Below are 3,302 nucleotides of genomic sequence, written 5' to 3'. Positions count from 1 at the left end.
TCTCAAATTTCGCCTGTCCACCCGCGTGACCAAGGTGGCGACCGAACAGAGCGCGCTGTCACTTACGGTGCAGAAAGTTGGCAAGGAAGAGAGTGAAACGCTGGAAGCCGATGTGGTTCTGGTGGCGATCGGGCGCAAACCCCACACGCAGGGGCTCGATCTGAGCACTGTCGGCATCGATACAGATGAGGCGGGTCGCATTCCGGTAGATGGGCATTTCCGCACCTCCTGCCCCAGCATCTATGCCATTGGCGACGTGATTGCGGGGCCGATGCTGGCCCATAAGGCCGAGGAAGAAGGTCTGGCGCTGGCTGAACAACTGGCGGGCAGGATCGGGCATGTGCCCTATGACGCCATTCCGTCAGTCGTTTACACCCAGCCGGAATTTGCGATGGTCGGCAAGACCGAGGAGCAGCTCAAGCAGGAGGGTGTCGCCTACAAGACGGGCAGCTTCCCCTTCATGGCAAGTGCACGCGCCCGTGCCATTGCGGCGACCGATGGTGGCGTGAAGGTTCTGACGGACGCCAAGACGGACCGTATTCTGGGCGTGCATATCCTGGGTGCCTGTGCAGGCGAGCTGATCGCCGAGGCCACGCTGGCCATGACGTTCAAGGCGAGCGCCGAGGATGTGGCGCTGGCGTGTCATGCCCATCCGACCTTGTCCGAAGCGCTCAAGGAAGCGGCATTGGGGGCCTTCGACCAGGCGCTGCATCTCTGAGGGCTCTGGTAGCCTCCGAGGCCGATCCCGGTCGGGGCTTCATTCCGATTCCCAATTCCGGGGCGCTCGACGGCGCCCCGTTTTTTTATTGCTGGAGCAGTGTCTTGAGCAGCGTGTACGCTGCCTGGACGCGAGCCTCGTTGGGGGTGTTCCTGTTGGCCAGCATGATGATACCGATCTGTCGGCTGGGGATCATGACAACATAGCCGCCAAAGCCGTCCGTTGATCCGGTCTTGTTGAAGAGCCCATCGCGACTTTGCGGTGTGGCGAGGCTCACCACCTTGACCGGCTGGGGCTTGAGGATGAAGTCATAGCCATTCCCGAGCATCATCGGTTGCAGAGGGGTGGGCCAGGAATAGTGTTCCCAGATCATATCCTGCGTGAAGAACGCAGTCTTGAAGCGTCCCTTCTGGGTGAGTGCGACGGCTTTCCTGATTTCGGCAGGCGGATGCCCCCGCCCGAGTTCGACATCGAGAAGGGTGAGCATGTCACGTGCGGTCGATTTCACGCCATAGGCCTCATCGGCCAGAACGCCCGGCCGGACACGGATGGGGGCATCCGTCTTGCGATCGTAGCCATAGGCGTAAAGGGCCATGTCGTCTTGAGGGACATGGATCCAGGTATGATGCAGCCCCAGAGCCGGGAACAGGATCGTTTGGACTGCTTCGGCATAGGGCAACCCAAGGGAGTGCGCCGAGATGAAGCCGAGCAGACCGATACTGATATTGGAATAACTGCGGGCGCCGGGTTGAGGTGGCTGCCAGGCCTTGAGCCAAGCGATCAGCCCGTTGATGTCCTTGACTGTATCCGGCACTTGCAAGGGCAGTCCGCCCGAGTGATGCGTCGCCAGATCGAGCAATGTCAGGTGATTGCCGATCGTGCAGGTATCAGCACACAGATAATGCGCCACAGTGTCTTCGAGCTTGACCTTGCCTCGCTCCACAGCCAAGGCAGCGAGTGTTGCGGTGAAGATCTTGCTCATGGAGCCGAGTTCGAAAAGCGTATCCGGCGTGACGGGCCGCTTGTCCGCGCGTGAGGCGAAACCCGTCATATAGAAATGATGAACGCCGTTTTGCGTCACGCCGACGACGAGACCGGGTACATCATAGCGACTGATCAACGGGGCAAAGGCCGTCTCGATCCTCTCATCCAGCGCGTCGGCGAGAGCGGGTGTCGTGGTGACAAGACCCAGAAGGCAGAAAACCAGCCAGGAATGTGGAAGTCGTCTCATCGATTTCTCGTTTCGTTCTCGTTATGTATGCTGTTTTCCCGACAAATTCCCGATTCATTCCCCGGAGGGAAGAGGCGGTTGTGTCTGACGGTCATATCGTGCCGGACGCTGTGGCTGGTAAATGCGGCATTTCTTCGAGAGGGACCGGATAGAGTCTGGTCCCCGCCAGTCTGACCGACAGAATGACCTGGCTCAGGCCGTCGAACGCGTCGTCATCCAGAACAAGCATGGCGTCACCCGTGGTCCAGGCCCCTGTGGCATCGCATGCGCGATGCCAGCCGGGTTGCGTAGCAGCACAGTGTTCGACGGAGAGCGGCGTCATTCCTGTGCTGGTCCAGAGCATAAGGGCTGACACGAGAACGCCGAATTCCCGGCGATCATCGAGAAAGGGTCCGGTTTCCTCGCAGGGACGCACGCTGCGTGAGCAGAGGTGATAGATGCGGGGTTGCGCATCCAGGCGGAAAAGATAGGTCTGGCCATCATGCCGGTATGGGGTGAGAACCGTGCCATCGTCACGCATCAGATGAAGCGCGGGATCGACGCTGATGGGGTGACGCCGCGCAAATTCCGCTGCAGAGACAGACGCAAATTTTTCCCATAGGCCACGCACGAATTCAGGCGCGACATTGAGCGGTGCGCAGGCATCTTTTTCCCAGGAACGCCTTTGCGGCAGGTGCAGGAGGGTGGGGCCCTCTATCGCGCTCTGCGCGAAAAGCAGCCGGTTGCCCGTGTCCAGATAGGTTTCACTCTCCACACCATTGGCGAGGATGATTCCGTGCGTTTCGAGTTCGATATGGAAATAGGTGAATGAATGGCGTGATCTGTCGTAGGCGATCGTGTCATCATTGATCAGCATACGTGCGGGCACGAAACAGCCTTCGAGAAAAAGGCAATGCTCGGCCGTAACGTACAGATCCTGATGCGGCATGCCCTTGCCGAGCGCATTGGTGCGCAGACACACTGGATATCCGGCGCGCTCGTCGTGCCGTTCCCGCTTGTCAACGACTTGTCGTGCCGACCCGACCCAACGGATCGTTTCGGCACAATCGATACCCTTGCGTCTCACGATAACCTCGTCCCCCGGCTCCAGGGTTTCGATGATCCGTTCGCCCTGAGGGGTCAGAATAAGCGTGCCCGCCAGATAGCATATGGCGGCTACGGGCTCACCCGTAGGCGAGGGGTAAGAGTAGAAATTGTCGGAGGAGCTTCTGAGAAGTGGTCCGCTCTGCGCGGTTGCGGTGGAGACCCATACCATATCGGCAGTTCCACTGGCAGGATAAGCCAGATAAACGTCCGCAAAAGAGGCATTCTCGCCAAAGAGGSAGAAGCTCGGGMCGATGGAGAAAMCAAACA

The 3,302-nt window shown here is 59.4% G+C and carries 3 protein-coding genes; 1 reads left to right on the top strand and 2 read right to left on the bottom strand.

What is annotated here, in order from left to right; genetic code table 11:
- Positions 1-718, top strand: a 718-nt coding sequence (locus C0V97_RS16265) for an FAD-dependent oxidoreductase (RefSeq protein WP_158625457.1), incomplete at its 5' end; no start/stop codon positions are given.
- An 85-nt stretch (positions 719-803) separates the two neighbouring features.
- Here C0V97_RS16265 and ampC read toward each other — a convergent pair.
- The gene (gene ampC, locus C0V97_RS16260; protein WP_127103598.1) at positions 804-1,949 is read right to left on the bottom strand and encodes a class C beta-lactamase; all 1,146 of its coding nucleotides are present in this window, start codon (positions 1,947-1,949) and stop codon (positions 804-806) included.
- Between the two features lie 91 nt (positions 1,950-2,040).
- A partial coding sequence (locus C0V97_RS16255; RefSeq protein WP_233582228.1) for a Hint domain-containing protein occupies positions 2,041-3,302 on the bottom strand: 1,262 nt, incomplete at its 5' end.

Source organism: Asaia sp. W19 (assembly GCF_003994335.1).
Lineage (GTDB): Bacteria > Pseudomonadota > Alphaproteobacteria > Acetobacterales > Acetobacteraceae > Asaia.
The sequence above is the reverse complement of the archived record's forward strand: the minus strand, read 5'-3'. Positions and strand labels throughout refer to the sequence as shown.

What these genes read in the sequence shown, in the direction of transcription:
- ampC (WP_127103598.1), bottom strand. Translation starts at nt 1,949, where the DNA reads ATGAGACGACTTCCACATTCCTGGCTGGTTTTCTGCCTTCTGGGTCTT.